Source organism: Marinomonas rhizomae, from assembly GCF_003315485.1.
GTDB lineage: Bacteria > Pseudomonadota > Gammaproteobacteria > Pseudomonadales > Marinomonadaceae > Marinomonas > Marinomonas rhizomae.
Map to the genome: position 1 here is coordinate 305,359 of NZ_QNSE01000002.1, position 14,969 is coordinate 320,327.

Consider the following 14,969-nt stretch of genomic DNA (forward strand, 5'->3'; position numbering starts at 1 on the left):
ATATAGCGAGGGATTATGTTAGCTCTACGTAAGCGGCTGTCTTATACGCAAGCCAAATGGGCATTGGTGATTTTGTTAGTGCTGAGTTTGGCTATGAGTGCTTTTCAAATTTTTTTAGATTGGAAAGAAGAGCAAATAACTATTCATAATCAGGTTATGTCGACGCTGTATATTGTGGAAAGCTCAGCAGTAGAAGCGGCTTATTATCTTGATGAAGAGTTAGCAAAAACGGTATTGACTGGGTTAATGCGCTCGACAAATTTTCATAAGACTAGGTTAGAAGATGATTTAGGGTACGAACTTGCCAGTATGTACCGTTCTTTGGCTTCTTTCCCGCTACGTTGGTTATCTGAAAACATTTTTAGAGGCTTGCCACCACAGTTCAAGTTAGTACTCAAACGTGATAACCAATTGGTTGTTGGTACGCTGATTGTGTCCATTGATAATGCCGCGGTAACAAATGCCTTTGTTCATCGCAATATTCGTTTAATTGCTACTTCATTCATATCTGCATCCTTGCTTGGTATTGCAATGTTCATGTTGTTTTATTTCCAAGTGTCGCGACCCTTATCTCATGTTATTGCGCAATTAAATGTGCTTGAAAATGAAAGGGATGAGCCGACTCAACTAAAATTCAAGCAGTCATCACGAGAAGATGAGCTGGGCATCTTGTCTCGCACTATTACAGCGCTTTGGCATAAACGTAAAAAAGTAGAAAGCGAATTAGCAAAGAGTGAAGCCTATTTTAAAGCGGTATTGCATCAGTCTAGCGAATGCATGTTACTGACGAACTTAAAAGGTCAAATAGTAGACTGTAATGGGCAGACTTGCCGTTTATTAGAGTACGATACACCCACATTATTAACGCTAACTATTCAAGATATAGATCCCGGGCAGGACCCGAGTTTGTTGAAGGGTTGGAGCAATTACTCCCAAGACGCCCCTAAAATATATGAGGCAAGTTACCATAAGAGCAACGGTGAGAGCTTTCCTGTGGAAGTATGTGGAAACATTATTACGTTAGATAATGAAACATATTTCCTCGCGTCTTTTCGAGATATTACACGACGTAAAAAAGACCAAGAGCAAGTGAGGTTTCTTGCCTACTATGATGCGTTAACAAACCTCCCCAATCGGCGTTTTTTAAATCAAAACCTGCAACAAGTGATCGCGAGCACGCGTGATAATGGTCAAATAGGGGGCTTGTTGTTTATTGATCTTGACCGGTTTAAAAATATTAATGATTCGATGGGCCATCATATAGGTGATGCGCTTTTGGTGGAGGCTGCGAAGCGTATTGTTTCCTGTTTATCTGAATCGGATACGGCGGTAAGGATTGGTGGTGATGAGTTTGTCTTGCTGATTCCGTTATTAGGGAGCAACTTAGATGAAGCTCAAAATAAAGCCAGTTTTATCGCCGAGAGCTTGCTTTCTCAATTATCCCACGTGTTTCGATTAGAGCAAGCCGACCTTTTTATCTCGGCAAGTATAGGGGTGAGCTTGTTCCCTTTAGGTGATGCGGATGACGTGCAGATTATGCGTCAAGCTGATGCGGCCATGTATGAAGCTAAAGAAAGTGGCCGCAATGCATATCGTTTTTATCGACAGGAGATGCAGCAGCAAATTACCGAGCGGGCCTTGTTAGAAAAAGCGCTACACAGCGCGATTAGTAAGGATGAATTTTATTTAGTTTATCAGCCTCAAGTAAGTGAATATGGACAATTGATCGGTTTTGAAGCACTAATACGTTGGTTTAATGAAGAGCTTGGCTTGGTACCACCAAATCGTTTTATTCCGGTTGCTGAAGAAGTCGGTTTAATTGATGAGATCGGGAATTGGGTTTTAGAGAGTGTTTGCCATCAATTAAAAGAATGGCAAGACTTGGGCTTACCGCCGACATTTAAAGGCGTAGGGATAAACATCAGTCCGTATCAGTTTGCCAAGGAGTGCTTTGTTGAAACCGTTTACGGCGTGATAGAACGGACTCAAGTGGACCCAAGCCTACTTGATCTAGAAATTACCGAAGGCATGTTGGTAGAGAATATCACCTCAGTTGCAGAGAAAATGTGGCGACTCAAAGAGCATAACATACGCTTTTCGATTGATGACTTCGGGACTGGATATTCTTCGTTGCGTTATTTACAGCATTTTCCTATTACACAATTAAAGATTGACCAATCCTTTGTTCGAGATCTGACTAGCGATCCACAGAGTCATGTCATTATTAATACAATAGTGTCTATGGCGGCGCACATGAAGCTGTCTGTGCTGGCTGAAGGTGTAGAGCATCAGGAAGAAAAAGAGATTCTAAACAACATAGGTTGTTTGAAATACCAAGGTTATTACTTCGCTAAACCGGTCAACGTGGGTATGGCAACTCATTACCTTTCTAGTGCTATCACTTTTCCATTGCAGCCCCAAAAAGCTTAATCGCAGCAATGGCGTTAAATGTTAGTCATTGTGCGCGTTTTTGCGCCTTACAAGTTTCCTTGACTCTGCGATTATTTATTCACAATAAAAATAAGGAGAAGCAAGGTGAAGAAACTGATTGGTGTTGGAGTTGTGGCTGCCATTGCGTTTAGTACTAGTGCGTATGCATCGAATGATGTTTTGGCTGGGAAGTGGGTTTTACAGGACGCAGGTAGCACTCAGGCAACGTTGGACGAAGCGGTTGAAAACGTGGCACAAGAGATGAACTTTTTTATTCGGGCTTTGGCACGCCCTGTGTTGAAAAAGCAAACACAGATCTGCCAGCAATGGTCATTGGGTTGGCAAACGTCGCAGTTTCAGTTCCAGTGTGACGAGGCTGAAGCCGATACCATACCGCTTACAGCTAATGGTGAAGTGATCAAGAAAGACGAAGAAGGCATCGAAATCTCTGGCACCTATCAGCAAACGAATGATGCTGTGGTTGTTGTGCTTGAATCGGAGCGAGGAAAACGCACCAACACTTGGAAGCAAGTTGGGGAGAATGAGTTACTCTTCACCGTTAAGTTAGAATCTGAAAAACTACCGACACCTTTAACTTGGTCGTTAAACTATAAAAAGCAGTAATACTTCTCGCTGTTTTATATCAGCTATCAAACAAAAAAGCGCCAGCAGCATGTCTACTGGCGCTTTTTTATTCGTTATCTTATCTCATAGATGGTGTGATTTAACGCTTAACCGCACCTGTTGGAGCGAACCTTGCGCCATCAAGTGGTGAATTCATTTGAATATATTCCACTAGAACATCAGCATCTACATAACCAGAGTTAACGTAGTTTGGATGATCAACGATTTTAGGGTAACCATCACCGCCTGAAGCAGAGTAGTTGTTCATCGCAATGCGGTAAGTTTTTCCAGCGTCTAAGGCGTTACCGTTCACCATGATGTCAGTCGCTTGGCCATCTTTTAGTGTTAAAGACACGCCACTGAATTGAGCAAATGCTCCAGTACCAGCTTGTTTCGCTGCGGCTGTAGAAAGGTAATCCGTTAGCTCATCGGCCGTGAAGTCAACATAAGACACCATGTTGCCAAAAGGCTGAACTTTCAACACGCTTTTATAGGTTACAACGCCTTTTTCTAAGTTGTCACGGATACCACCGGAGTTCATGACACCAATATCCGCATTAACTTTTTGTTTCATTGCGAGAGCAATCAAGTTGCCTAAGTTGGTTTCTTGGTTACGCACAACACTACGATCGCCAATGAAGTCTGCTTCTGAGAAACCAATTTCAATATTAAGCTCTTTCTGACCTTTTTCTTGGAATGGCGTTAGCATTTCAAGCATGGTTGGATCTTGTGCGATTTCTTCTTCAATGAAAACACGCTCAGATTTGCCATCGGCTGTTTTGATCTTTTTCTTTAAGTTAACGGGAATCAGTTTGTATTCAGACCAAACGATCGCGCCATTTTTGTAGACAAAATCAAGACGTCCAACGTATTTACCCCACTCATGTGCCTGTAGGATCAGCGTGCCGTTTTGCTCGTCAGGTTGGAAAAGAGGGTTCTGTGAGTGGCCACCAACAATAACGTCGATACCGGGAACCGTGCGGGCTAGTGTTACATCGCCAGGAGCATTGCCACCGTAGTTACCATCTTGGTAGTGCCCCATGTGAGTAACGGCAACGACTAAGTCGGCTTTTTTACGCAGCTCAGGAATCAGTTTTTTAGCGACAGTAATAGGTGACTCGATCTTGATGCCATCTAGAAACTCGGGATTTCCTAGTTTGGCTGTATCATCAGTAGTGAAACCCACAACCGCAATTTTCAGATCATCTACTTGGAAGATTTTGTAAGCATCAAACAAGGGTTTACCCGTTTTTGCATCTAAAATGTTCGCAGAAAGGAAAGGAAAGCCAGCCCATTCTTGTTGTTTCTTCAGGACAGAAAGAGGGTTGTCGAATTCATGATTACCCAACGCCATGGCATCGTACTTGAGCATTTTCATGCCACGGAAGTCTGGTTCGGCATCTTGCAAGTCAGATTCTGGTACGCCCGTATTGATATCACCACCGGACAGTAATAGGGAATTACCATCGTCTAGTGCGACTTCTTCTCGAATGTTGTCGATTAGAGTCTTACGAGCGGCCATGCCATATTCGCCTTTACTGTTTTGCCAGAAGCGACCGTGGTGGTCATTAGTGTGCAAAATAGTGACGCGATATTCTTTGTCTTCTTGCCAATCTGGTTTTTGCGGCCCCATCATAGAACACGCTGTCACAGATAACGCGACACCAGTAATGGCCAGTTGCGTGATAAAACGCTTGGTAAACTTCATGGTTTGATTCCTTTACATGATATTAGTCGGCAGTTCTTCGATTCGAGATAATCAAATACCACTATGGAGTTGCTTTTTTGATTACGGTTCTCAAAATGTATCTCATATTTGTGACAAGTTCGAGAGACTGTGCAGTAATTTTGACCATTTGTGCAAAAACCTGACGTTTTTCACAAAAAAAAGCCTGCCACAGAGATGTGCGCTCTGTGACAGGCTTGCTTAATGGTGTTTAACCCATGGCGGAGTGAGCGATTAAATATCGATACGTTCACCTGATTCATTATCAAACGCGACCGCTTTGGACGTATCAAACATCATCTTGATGATGGATCCTGCTTCAGCTGGGTACATTGGATTAGAGCGACAGTTGATTTCTGCATCGTTAACACGAGTCAGAATCATGGTGTCGGCACCCATTGGCTCAGTTACTTCGACTTCGATATCTGTCGTTGTCACAAAAGGCTGACCTTCTTTATGCGGCTGTGGTTCTGTGATCATTTCAGGGCGCAAGCCAAGTAGAATGGTTTTACCTATGTAGTCTTTTAGTGTTTCTGATTTCGGGAATGGCAAAGCAACGGTGCTGCTGGTGGCCAGTTCCAACATTGGTGTGCCTTCTTTTTCGATCACGTTTGCAGGAATAAAGTTCATCGCAGGTGAACCCATGAAGCCCGCGACGAATAGGTTCGCTGGGTTATCGTAAATTTCTTGTGGTGTACCAAGTTGTTGTACTTCGCCATCTTTCATCACAGCGATACGATCCGCTAGCGTCATGGCTTCGATTTGATCGTGTGTTACATAAACAATGGTTGTGCCCAGTTTTTTATGCAGCTTCTTGATCTCTGTACGCATCTCTACGCGCAACTTAGCGTCTAGGTTAGACAGTGGTTCATCAAACAAGTAAAGCTGAGGACGACGAGCTAAGGCGCGCCCCATGGCAACACGTTGACGCTGACCACCAGACAATTGCGCGGGTTTACGGTCCAGTAAATGACTTATTTGCAATAGCTCAGCGACACGCTGAACTTCCACGTCACGCTCTGTTTTGGGTACTTTGCGCATTTCCAAGCCGAAAGAGATGTTTTGTTCTACGGTCATGTTTGGATACAGGGCGTAAGACTGGAACACCATTGCGATATCACGATCTTTTGGGCTAGTGTAAGTCACATCTTTGTCAGCGATGAGAATGCGACCTTCCGATACATCCTCAAGTCCAGCAATCGAGTTCATTAGAGTGGATTTACCACAGCCAGATGGGCCAACTAAAATCAGAAACTCACCCGCTTTGATGGAAATGTTGATGCCTTTTAAAATCTCAGTCTCGCCGTAGCGTTTTTTCACATTATCAATGACTAGGTTTGCCATGTTATTACTCCGAATTTTTCAGATCACTCGTGCTGTGTTAGTTAGAAAGGCACGAGTGCATTTTGTCTTTATTGTTCGCTAGTTTGCTTAGCGGCGTTAATTAGCCTTTTACTGCGCCAGCCGTTAAGCCACGAACGAAGTATTTTCCTGCAAACACGTAAACGGCCAGTGTTGGTAAGGCTGCGATAATGGCGGCGGCCATATCGACGTTGTATTCTTTACCGCCAAAGCTGGTGTTGACCAAGTTGTTTAAGGCAACCGTGACTGGCTGAGTATCAAAACCAGAGAAAGCCACACCAAATAAGAAGTCGTTCCAAATCTGTGTAAACTGCCAAATGACGGTTACCACTATGATGGGGGTAGAAACTGGCAAAATGATGCGGTAGAAAATAGTAAAGAAGCCTGCACCATCTAGGCGAGCCGCTTTGACCAATTCACTAGGAATAGACTGATAAAAGTTACGGAAGAACAAGGTTGTAAAAGCCACGCCGTAAACCACATGAACGAAGACTAACCCAGTAGTGGTATTGGCAATGCCTAACCAGCCTAGCGTTTGTGCCATTGGCAACAAGATCACTTGGAACGGAATGAAGCAACCAACCAACATTGCGGCAAAGAAAAAGTCACTGCCACGGAACTTCCATAGGGAAATAACGTAACCGTTGATGGCGCCAACTAACGTTGAAATTGCCACAGCAGGTAACACTATTTGAAACGAGTTCATGAAGTAAGGCGAAATACCACCACAACTACTGCCAGTACAGGCGCTTGACCAGGCTTTTGACCAAGAGTCGAAATGCAAAGATGCTGGCAAAGAAAGTAGCGTACCAGTACGAATTTCTTCTACATCTTTTAGGGAAGTAATCAACATGACGATAAACGGCATTAGATAAAACGCCGCCACAATGATCAATACCGTGTATAAGGCAACGCGCAATACCTTGTCTAGGCCAGACGTTTTACGACCAACAGCTTTTTTACTTGTAGAATTAAGGTTACTCATGGCGTTTACCTCGCAACTCAGAGTACAAATAAGGAACTAAAATCGCCAAAACACAGCCTAGCATCACCATTGCAGACGCCGAACCTAAGCCTATTTGGCTACGAGTAAAGGTGTAGGTGTACATGAAGTTTGCTGGTAAATCTGACGAGTAACCTGGCCCACCATTAGTCAAAGCCGCAACCAAGTCGAAACTCTTAATGGCAATGTGCGAAAGAACGACTAAAGCGCTGAAGAATACTGGCTTCAAAGAAGGCAGAATAATACGACGGTAAGTGGTAAATGTGCTTGCACCATCAAGGTGTGCGGCTTTGATAAGGTCGCCATCAACACCACGCAGCCCCGCTAAAAAAAGTGCCATGACGAAGCCAGATGCTTGCCATACTGCCGCGATAACCAAACAGTAAATAACCATGTCTGGGTTAATCAACCAGTCGAATTTGAAGTTCTCAAAGCCGAAATCGATCATCATTTTTTCTAAACCGTTGGTTGGGTTAAGCAACCATTTCCACGCGGTACCCGTTACGATGAAAGAAATCGCCATTGGGTAAAGATAAATGGTACGGATCGCGCCTTCAGCACGAATCTTTTGATCCAAGAAAATGGCTAAAGTAACGCCAAGGAACAAACAGATAACAATAAACAAACCACCGAAAATCCCAAGGTTGGATAGGGCTACCATCCAGCGGTCATTGTTGAATAGACGCTCGTATTGATCGAAGCCGACAAATTTGTACGACGGCAACATACGAGAGCCTGTGAAAGAAAGTACGGCGGTCCAAATCATATAGCCGTAAATGCACACCAAGGTAACCAGTACCGTTGGGGCCATGACGATTTTAGGCATCCAATCGGCCAAGCTTAGGCGCGCAGGACGTCCTGACTGAGTCTGTCCTGACCCAGAATTGGCGGCTTTAGTGTTCATAATTGATGCTTCACTATAGAAGAGAGAGTAACAAAACGGCTGGCGTTGATGATGCGGTTAAAACCTGACTCATCTTTGCTCGAGATGTTTCGTAACATTCTCTAGGAAATCTTAAGAGGAGGCTGACCAGAGGGTCAGCCTCGTATGTTTACTGCAAATTAGGGTTTTGCAGATTGATCACTTACATGCTTGCCTTGATAGCGCGAGCTAGCTTGTCTACGGCTTCTTCAGACGTCATAGACTCGTCGTTGAAAAAGTTAGTGACTACGTCAAAGATGGCACCTTGAACCATAGAGTTCACAGCCATACCGTGAGCCATACTTGGTACTAGGCTACCCGTCGTTGAGCTTGCTAGAAACGCATCCATTGAAGAATGAGCGCACGAATCGAATTTATCGCGAGGCATATTCAAACGAACAGGAATAGAGCCTTTGTTCAAGTTGAATGTTTCTTGGAACTTAGGCTCAAGAATCAAACGAGCCAGGTCTTTTTGAGCGGCCTGCTTGTCTTTGCCATCTACTTTAAACATGGCTAGAGAATCGATGTTGAAAGTATAAGCTCCACTTGTGCCTGGCGCTGGGTAACAAACGTAATCGATACCGGCTTTTTTGCCTGCGGCTGTGAACTCGCCTTTTGCCCAGTCACCCATGATCTGCATTGCAGCATCACCATTGATAACCATAGATGTGGCGATATTCCAGTCACGTCCTGAAAACCCTGGATCAACGAATTCGCGCATTTGCTTGAAAGTATCAAATACGTCGATCATGTCTTGGCTGCGGAGTGTTTTATCAGACAAACCGATGAATGCGCTGTTGTAGAAACGTGCGCCTTTAGCCAAAGCAATGGCTTCGAATAGAGTAGCGTCTTGCCAGTTTTGACCACCGTGCGCGAGAGGAGTGAAACCTGCTGCTTTGATTTTTTTCGCTTCAACGATGAACTGTTCCCAAGTCGTTGGGATAGACGCGCCAGATTTACGGAATACTTCTGGGTTAGCCCACATCCAGTTTACACGGTGAACGTTAACGGGTGCCGCTACGTAATGGCCATCATACTTCATTACGTCACTAACAACTTGAGGAAGGATAACGTCCCACTCGCCTGCTTTAGCAACATCATCAAGATTTGTTAGGAAGCCAAGGTCACCCCATTCTTGAATGGTTGGACCTTTGATTTGAGCTGCTGAAGGTGGATTGCCAGAAATGGCTCGAGATTTTAGAACGGTCATCGCAGATTCACCACCGCCACCAGCAACGGCGAAGTCTTTCCAGGTGTGGCCAGCGTCTACCATTTCTTCTTTAAGCACATTGATCGCAGCGGCTTCGCCACCTGATGTCCACCAATGTAGAACTTCTACTTCACCAGCCTGAGCCGTAGCCGCGGCTAGAGAAAGTGCCACTGTGGTTAAACCGAAAGCAATTTTTTTCATGATAGGAACCTTTGTTATTGTTATATCATCCAACCAAAGACATTTAATAGACTTTGATGTCGCGTTATTTTTGTGTCGACTTCGCTTTCTGAAGTTCAGCTTAAGCGAGTATTCGAGTGACAGAATTTAGCAAAGGATCTGACAATAGAGGGTAAAGTAGAGCAACCTATTGTAACAAAGTCTTGCATTAGGTGTTTTGAAATGACATTTTTTTGCTTTTTATGTGACGTTTATTTTCATGTTTTAGCGACTAGAAATAACCTTTTTATTCTTTATTAATCAATGTCTTGGTAGCCAAAGTCTTGCTTCTAAGCCTTGCTCTATATGGTTGCTCAAGGTGACTTCGCCACCATGGGCGCGGGCAATATTACGCGCGATACTTAACCCTAATCCCATGCCTCCGGGATGGCCGGAATGATCTGGTGTAAGACGAGTGTAAGGCTGAAAAACTTTGTCCATTTTATCAACTGGAATTCCTGGGCCTTGGTCACAGACTCTAATACAGACTTCGTCTTCGTTGTCTTCGATGAATACAGTGGCGGTTTTGCCATAATACAAAGCGTTATCAACTAGGTTGCCAAGGCAGCGCTTTATGGCAAAGGGTTTACCAATAAACGGATGCTGCAATGCGCCGACAACGGTGAGTTTTTCATCATGTAGGTTGGCGGTAGATTGCATGTCTCTTAACATTCGAGAAATGTTCACTTCAACACGGTTTTCATGAATATCTGTTTCTTTTACGCTTTGTAGAGCGCCTTTTAACAGCATATCTAAATCTTCTAAGTCGCGAATCATAGCGTCACGAATGTCATCTTCGTCTAACATTTCGGCGCGTAATCGTAAGCGCGTAATGGGGGTTTTTAGGTCATGAGAAATAGAGGCAAAGAGCCTTTCTCGATCATTAAGATAACGCTGAATGCGACGCTGCATATCGTTAAAAGCTTTGGCCGTGTTACGTACTTCGACACTACCGACTTCTTTTATTGGCTGCCAGTCACCTTGTCCAAAACGTTCTGCGGCACGAGCCAAGGTCGCCAGAGGTCGTGTTACGCGCCTTAAGATCAGAATACTAAGCAGTAAGACCGTAATGACCGACATGGCCATAGAAAATAAGCGATCACCGCTAAGCGCCGTGGTGCCATCCAAAAAATACGGGTCGGGCATCAAGCTGGCAAGATATAACCAGTCTTTGTCATTGATAGGGATTTGAATCACGATAATCGGTGGCGTAAGGGGCTTCACTAATAAGCTATGGTGTCCCCAGCGCTCAGGCAGATCAACAAGGCGGGTGTGGTTATTTATAACGTGTAAATCGCTCGGGCTGGAAAACGCAATTTTGGCATTATGAATACCTAATTGTTTAATGAGCGTCGACTGCACTTCATTTTTGACAATGTTTTTGAGCGGCGAATCAGGAATGTTGTTGATGTGAATTTCTTCTTTATTGAGTGTCACAAAGAAGCGTGTACCACCCATGTCTTGTAATTGGTCGATGACAATATGACGATAATTGGTTGGCAATGAGGTGAAGTAGCTGACGGTGGCGGCAATACGAAACGCCATGTGCTTAGAGACTTCACGGACGTTTTCTTCTGTATCTGATTCAAGCTGCCGCAACCAGATAGACGAGCTGATGAACTGAGCGCTTGCCACACCTAGCGCCATGATGATCAGGATTTGTCCCGTTAGAGATTGAGTCCAACGTCTAATGCGTGAACGCTTACTGATGGTAGGATTAATGTGCATCACTGATGGCTTCGACGGTAGCGGTTAAGATATAACCTTGACCACGAATGGTTTTGATTAACTGCGGCTGACGAGCATCTTCACGTAAACGCTGACGCAAGCGGCTAACATGTACATCAATAAAACGATCCAGTGGGGCGCTATCGCGTCCACGCGTGTTTTCCGCAATTAACTCGCGAGTGAGCACGGCGCCGGGATGAGTTAGGAACAACATTAAAAGGTTGTAATCCGCGCCGGATAACGACTCCTTTTCATCTTTAAAGTGCAACTCTCGTGATAGCGTATCCAGAGTAAACTGTGCAAAGCGATAGAAGCGATTGGCTACTGGTGGTGCTATTTCCGCGATTTCAGTATGCTCCATGCGCCTTAAGATGGCCTTCATTCGAGCCAGTAACTCTCGTGGGTTAAAGGGCTTGGCGAGGTAGTCATCGGCACCAATTTCCAAGCCAATAATGCGATCCATTTCATCCGAGTTGGCTGTCAGCATGATAACTGGAACTTGTGATTGGGTGCGTAAGGAGCGGCAAACCGCGAAGCCATCTTGTCCAGGTAGCATGATGTCCAAAATTACCAAGTCGACTTCTTGGTCTGCTCGAAAGTTAGCTAAGAAGGCTTCACCAGAGTCGGCTGTTAAGACAGTGAACTGGTGCTTTTCTAAGTAAGTTTTGAGCAGGGTGCGAATCTCGTCGTCATCGTCTACAACATAGATACATTTTGCGTTGGTCATTATCTTACTCAGTGGAAGGTTGAGGTCTGTTCGTTATTATAAAATTGTTACATTGGTTTTGAGTCTAACAAGAAACGGACAGTGAACCAATTGCTCAAATAAGAGTTGAGTCGAACCGTATTTAAATAAATTAAATTGATTTAATGCTTTCTCCCCTGCATAATTTTTCGACTATCCTTATTTACATCTGTGTAGATTATGTCTGCAAACCAAAAAGAGACTGCAATAATGACAACAAAAGTAATGGCATTCGGTGAAGCCTTGATCGATTTCCTTTCTAATGGAGCAACCAAAGCAGGAGAGCTTGAATCATTTACTAAATTCCCTGGTGGTGCGCCAGCTAACGTTGCTGTAGCTGTGGCTCGTTTAGGTGGTAATAGTCATTTCGTCGGCCAAGTAGGAGATGATGCGTTTGGTCATTTCTTAAAAGAGTCTCTTGATGATTATGGTGTGAATACCAGTAATATGTTGATGACCAAAGAAGCGAAAACGGCTTTGGCGTTTGTGAGCTTAGATCAAACAGGCGAGCGAAGCTTTGAATTTTATCGTAGCCCTTCTGCGGATATTTTGTTCCGTGAAAGTGATTTTAAAGCAACTTGGTTTGCTGATAGCCAAGGGGTTTTTCATACCTGTTCAAATACATTGACAGATACTGATATTACTAAAGCCACCTTGGCCGGTGTGAGTATGGCTCGTAAGGCGAATTGGATCGTCAGTATTGATGTTAATTTGCGCACGAATTTATGGCCAAATGGGCAAGTGGATTGCAAGCGTGTGATTGATTGGATGCAAAGTGGCGATGTGGTGAAAGCCAGTCTAGAGGAATTGACTTTATTAGCAGAGGATCCATTTGCATTAATTGAACAGTCACTTGCGGCAGGTGTCACCCTGTTTATATTAACGGATGGTGGCAACTCGATTCGTTTTTACACGGCGACTCATGGCGTAAGTGAGGTCGTTACTCCTAAGGTTGAAGTAAAAGATACCACAGCGGCAGGTGACGCTTTTGTTGGGGGCTTATTGTATAAGCTAGCAGAGCAGGGCGGTGACCGTGCTGCACTCGCTAATTTGCCACAACAGCAGTTGGTGGAAATTGTGCGCTTTGCTGCGGCGTGTGGCGCGGATTCTGTAACCAAACTGGGTGCATACCCTTCTTTACCTTCACTAAGTGAAGCGGAATCACAATTAGCACGATTTTAACCGATAAAATTGAAATTTATCGGTAGAGCATAGTTTAGTTAAACGGTTAAGAGACTATTAAGTCTGTTGTTCGTAATCAGAAGCGTGGCTAGCCCACGCTTTTTTTATGTCTAAAAAAAACACTGTCAATGTGTAAAAAACATGAACTAAATTGCCAGTTTATGACTTTAATTTGCTCAGCAAGTTGCTGAATTTGTGATAAAAAGCCATTTCTGCTGTTTTTTTATACAGATGCGGCGGGGGAAATAAAATTCGCATTTTTAGATAGATCAACTAAATTTAGAAAATAATTAAGTCAATATTAAGGAGGCGCAGAGCTTGAAGCACGGGTTTTGTTTGTTAATAATCAAATTCCTTCTTAATCCTTATAGAAGACGTGTTTACTTTGTTTCGGTCTACGATAATAAAAACAAAGGCGTGCTTAGCAATTCCTAAGCGAGCCTGTAAGGAGCAATGATGAAAAAATCTCTATTGTCTATGGCGGTTGCCCTGACGCTTTCCGCTCATGCTGTTCATGCAGCAGACCTCTTGTTTAAGCCTGGTGAAGATTCTCGTTTTAGTTGGAACAGCTATGAAGCTTTGAAATCGAATAAGCTATCTGGTGAAACTATTTCTATTTTTGGTCCTTGGACTGGCGATGAGAAAGCCAATTTTGAGCGTGTTGTGGCTTATTTTGAAGAAGCTACTGGCGCTAAGGTAAAGTATGCCGGTTCTGATTCTTTTGAGCAGCAAATCGTTATAGATACTCAAGCAGGCAGCGCCCCGAATATTTCTGTTTTTCCTCAACCAGGTTTGGCTGCTGATTTAGCGGCTAAGGGCTTTCTGACACCCCTTAGCGATACGGTCAAAGATGGTGTGAAAAATGATTATGCAGCAGGTCAGTCTTGGGTTGATCTAGCGACTTTCAAAGACAAGCAAGGCGATAAAGAGTTTTATGGTGTGTTTTATCGTGCAGATTTGAAGTCGTTGGTTTGGTATTCGCCAGATAACTTTGACGATGCAGGTTATGAAGTCCCTAGCACGATGGAAGACCTAAAAGTCCTAACCAAACAAATTGTTGCTGACGGTGGAACACCTTGGTGTATAGGTTTGGGGTCCGGCGCCGCGACAGGTTGGCCTGCCACCGATTGGGTGGAAGATTTACTACTTCGTACTCAACCAGCATCGGTTTACGATAAATGGGTAACGAACGAAATTAAATTTGATGATCCTCGTGTTGTTGGAGCCATCGAAGAGTTTGGTTGGTTTGCCCGTAATGACGAATTTGTTGACGGCGGTGCTAGTGCAGTTGCGTCTACCGACTTCCGTGATAGCCCAAAAGGTTTGTTTGCTTCACCGCCTAAATGTTATTTACATCGCCAAGCGTCGTTTATTCCTGCTTTCTTTCCGGAAGGAACGCAATTGGGTCTAGATGCGGACTTCTTCTACTTCCCATCGTATGCGTCTAAAGAGTTAGGTAACCCTGTATTGGGTGCCGGAACCTTAATGAGTGTGACGAATGATTCTAAGGGCGCTCGTGCTTTTATCGATTTCATTCGTTCGCCAATCGCTCATGAGTTGTGGATGGCGCAAACGGGCTTTATCTCGGCGCATTTGAAAGCAAACCCTGAAGTGTATTCAAGTGAAGCGGCGAAAAAACAAGGCGAGATCTTACGTTACGCGACAACCTTCCGTTTTGACGGGTCAGACTTGATGCCAGGTAAAATCGGCGCCGGTTCTTTCTGGACAGGAATGGTTGACTACACTGGCGGTAAAGATGCCAAAGAAGTGGCTCATGACATCCAAAAAAACTGGGATGCCTTGAAGTAATTTTTTGCC

At 44.1% G+C, this 14,969-nt stretch carries 11 protein-coding genes; 4 read left to right on the forward strand and 7 right to left on the reverse strand.

Annotated elements, in window-relative coordinates; all coding sequences use genetic code 11:
* The first annotated feature begins 15 nt into the window (after positions 1 to 15).
* Both DFP80_RS03305 and DFP80_RS03310 read left to right on the forward strand, forming a co-directional pair.
* Entirely contained in the window at positions 16 to 2,430 is a 2,415-nt protein-coding gene (locus DFP80_RS03305; RefSeq protein WP_113915385.1) for a sensor domain-containing protein, read from the forward strand.
* 105 nt (positions 2,431 to 2,535) lie between these two features.
* A complete protein-coding gene (locus DFP80_RS03310; RefSeq protein ID WP_113915386.1) occupies positions 2,536 to 3,054 on the forward strand; it encodes a hypothetical protein in 519 nt (172 codons plus the stop codon).
* Between the two features lie 100 nt (positions 3,055 to 3,154).
* Here the strand turns inward: DFP80_RS03310 and ushA are convergent, their stop codons facing one another.
* The 7 genes from ushA to DFP80_RS03345 all read right to left on the reverse strand — a co-directional run bounded on the left by ushA (position 3,155) and on the right by DFP80_RS03345 (position 11,951).
* Entirely contained in the window at positions 3,155 to 4,762 is a 1,608-nt protein-coding gene (gene ushA, locus DFP80_RS03315) for a bifunctional UDP-sugar hydrolase/5'-nucleotidase UshA (protein ID WP_113915387.1), read from the reverse strand.
* A 252-nt stretch (positions 4,763 to 5,014) separates the two neighbouring features.
* Complete coding sequence (locus tag DFP80_RS03320) at positions 5,015 to 6,124, reverse strand: ABC transporter ATP-binding protein (RefSeq protein ID WP_113915388.1); 1,110 nt, start codon at positions 6,122 to 6,124, stop codon at positions 5,015 to 5,017.
* A gap of 100 nt (positions 6,125 to 6,224) precedes the next feature.
* Positions 6,225 to 7,127, reverse strand: a complete 903-nt coding sequence (locus DFP80_RS03325) for a carbohydrate ABC transporter permease (RefSeq protein WP_113915389.1) — start codon at positions 7,125 to 7,127, stop codon at positions 6,225 to 6,227.
* Positions 7,120 to 8,049, reverse strand: coding sequence for a carbohydrate ABC transporter permease (locus DFP80_RS03330; protein WP_113915390.1), 930 nt, complete (start codon positions 8,047 to 8,049; stop codon positions 7,120 to 7,122). Before DFP80_RS03330 ends, DFP80_RS03325 begins: the two co-directional genes overlap by 8 nt.
* Positions 8,050 to 8,230: 181 nt before the next feature.
* Entirely contained in the window at positions 8,231 to 9,478 is a 1,248-nt protein-coding gene (locus DFP80_RS03335) for an ABC transporter substrate-binding protein (protein ID WP_113915391.1), read from the reverse strand.
* Positions 9,479 to 9,757: 279 nt separating this feature from the next.
* Positions 9,758 to 11,224 carry an ATP-binding protein gene (locus DFP80_RS03340; RefSeq protein WP_113915392.1) on the reverse strand — a complete coding sequence of 489 codons (1,467 nt, stop codon included), beginning with the start codon at positions 11,222 to 11,224 and terminating at the stop codon, positions 9,758 to 9,760.
* Positions 11,214 to 11,951 carry a response regulator gene (locus tag DFP80_RS03345; protein ID WP_113915393.1) on the reverse strand — a complete coding sequence of 246 codons (738 nt, stop codon included), beginning with the start codon at positions 11,949 to 11,951 and terminating at the stop codon, positions 11,214 to 11,216. The genes DFP80_RS03340 and DFP80_RS03345 overlap by 11 nt, the downstream gene beginning before the upstream one ends.
* 228 nt (positions 11,952 to 12,179) lie before the next feature.
* Between DFP80_RS03345 and DFP80_RS03350 the strand changes: the two genes are divergently transcribed.
* On the forward strand, positions 12,180 to 13,151 hold the full coding sequence (locus DFP80_RS03350; RefSeq protein ID WP_113915394.1) for a carbohydrate kinase family protein: 972 nt from the start codon (positions 12,180 to 12,182) through the stop codon (positions 13,149 to 13,151).
* Positions 13,152 to 13,607: 456 nt separating this feature from the next.
* Positions 13,608 to 14,960: an ABC transporter substrate-binding protein gene (locus DFP80_RS03355; RefSeq protein ID WP_113915395.1), complete on the forward strand. Its 1,353-nt coding sequence runs from the start codon at positions 13,608 to 13,610 to the stop codon at positions 14,958 to 14,960.
* Positions 14,961 to 14,969 lie beyond the last annotated feature (9 nt).